General features: G+C 72.7%; 1 protein-coding gene. It reads left to right on the forward strand.

The genetic code is table 11. The features are described 5' to 3' along the window. Positions 1-2,483: apolipoprotein N-acyltransferase (lnt, locus tag FMEAI12_RS39040; protein WP_235015047.1), on the forward strand; the 2,483-nt coding region annotated here is incomplete at both ends.

A 2,483-nucleotide genomic window follows, 5' to 3' on the forward strand; every position in this document is an offset into this window, starting at 1 on the left:
GGCCCGCCCTGGCCGTCCTCGCCGGCGCCCTGCTCTACCTCGCCTTCCCCCCGGTCGGCCTGTGGCCGCTGGCACCGGTCGCCCTGGCCGTTCTCACCCTGACCGTCCGCGGGCGGCGTCTACGAGCCTCCTACGGGCTGGGAATGCTGTTCTCCCTCGCGTTCCTGCTACCCCTGCTGCGCTTCGTCTCCTTCGTCGGCGCCGACGGCTGGATCGTGCTGTCCACCGCCGAGGCCGCCCTCCTCGCCCTCGTAGCACCCGCCACCACCCTCGTTCAGCGGCTACCCGCACCGTGGCTGTGGACGGGCGCCATCTGGGTCGCCCAGGAGGCGCTACGGGGCCGTGCGCCCTTCGGGGGCTTCCCCTGGGGGCGGATCGCGTTCAGCCAGCCGAACAGCCCCTACACCGCCCTCGCGGCGCTCGGCGGCGCGCCTCTGGTCACCTTCGCCGTCGCCACCACCGCCGCGCTGCTCGCCACAGCCCTCACCCACGCCACCACCGCCCGCGCCACGGGTACAGGAGCCACCGCACGGGCCACCGGCGGCACGGCGACCCGCATCCGGCCACTACTGGCCACTCTCACCGGTGCTCTCACGCTCACCCTCGCCGGCCTCGCCGTTCCCCTGCCCACCACCGCCCAGCACGGCACCCTCAACGTCGCCGCCGTCCAGGGCAACGTCCCCGAAGCCGGCGGCCTGGGCGCCCTCGGCGAGGCCTTCCAGGTCACCGACAACCACGTCACCGGCACCGAGAACCTCGCCGCCGCCGTCCGCGCCGGCCGCACCCCCCAACCCGACCTCGTCCTGTGGCCGGAGAACTCCTCCGACATCGACCCCCTCACCAACCCCACCGCCCACGCCGCCCTCACCCACGCCGCCACCGTCGCCGGCGCACCACTACTCGTCGGCGCCGTCCTCGACGGCCCCGGCCCCCGCCACGTCCGCAACGCCGGCCTCATCTGGACCACCGACGGCCCCACCGGCGCCATGTACGTCAAACGCCACCCCGTCCCCTTCGCCGAATACCTCCCCGGCCGCGCCCTGCTCGAAAAACTCATCAGCCGCTTCGCCGACGAGATGCCCAACGACTTCCTCGCCGGCACCAGCACCGGCGCCCTACCCGTCGCCGGCACCGTCATCGGCGACGTCATCTGCTTCGAAGTCGCCTACGACGGCCTCGTCCGCGACAACGTCAACCACGGCGCCGAACTCCTCGTCATCCAAACCAACAACGCCTCCTTCGGCCGCAAAGGCGAAAGCCAACAACAACTCGCCATGAGCCGCCTGCGCGCCGTCGAACACGGCCGCGCCACCATCCAGGTCTCCACCAGCGGTCAGAGCGCCCTCATCACCCCCGACGGCACCATCCTCACCCAGACCGGGCTCTACGAAGCCGGCGTACTGTCCGCACAACTCCCACTACGCACCACCCACACCCTCGCCACCCGCCTCGGTATCGTCCCGGAGGCGGTGCTCACCGCCCTCGGCGCACTCGCCATGATTGCTGGACTGACCCACCCCCGGCGCACCCGCCACCACCCCGGCGACACACCCGCCGACAACGACCCGACCAGCACCACCCACCAACCCACCCCGACATCCACCGACCGGACCGGCGACGACCACCAGCACCCGGGGGAAACGCACCAACCCGCCGCCGGCACCGACCAGAAGAGGAGAGGCGTGGAAGCCACCCGCGTCGTCGTCTGCGTCCCGACCTACAACGAACGGGAGAACCTGCCGGACACCACGCGCCGGCTACGCCAGGCGAACCCCGCGGTCCACCTGCTCGTCATCGACGACGCAAGCCCCGACGGCACCGGGAAAATCGCCGACGAGCTCGCCGACGACGACGACCACATCCACGTCCTGCACCGGCCCGGCAAATCCGGCCTCGGCTCCGCCTACATCGCCGGCTTCACCTGGGCCCTGCAACACGGCTACGACATCATCGTCGAAATGGACGCCGACGGCTCCCACCAGCCCGAACAGCTACCCCGCCTACTCGACGCCCTCACCGACGCCGACCTGGCCATCGGCTCCCGCTGGGTCCCCGGCGGCACCGTCCACAACTGGCCCCGCAGCCGGCTCGTCCTCTCCCGCGGCGCCAACGCCTACGTCCGCGCCGCCCTCGGGGTGCCCCTCCACGACGCCACCGCCGGGTTCCGCGCCTACCGCGCCGACGTCCTGCGCGCCCGCGACCTCGACCAGGTCGCCTCCCAGGGCTACTGCTTCCAGGTCGACCTCGCCTGGCGCGCCTGGCAGGCCGGGTTCCGCGTCGTCGAAGTCCCCATCGACTTCGTCGAACGCGAACGCGGCGCGTCGAAGATGAGCCGCGCGATCGTCGCCGAAGGATTCTGGCGCGTCGGCTGGTGGGCCCTGACCTCCCTGCGCCGCGGCCCCGCCAGCACCAGCCAGCGCACCGGCGCGGGCGCGGGCGCGGCGATCCCCACCCCCGCCCGGCCCACAGACCCCACCACGGAC

It is taken from the genome of Parafrankia sp. Ea1.12 (assembly GCF_900465275.1).
Lineage (GTDB): Bacteria > Actinomycetota > Actinomycetes > Frankiales > Frankiaceae > Parafrankia > Parafrankia soli.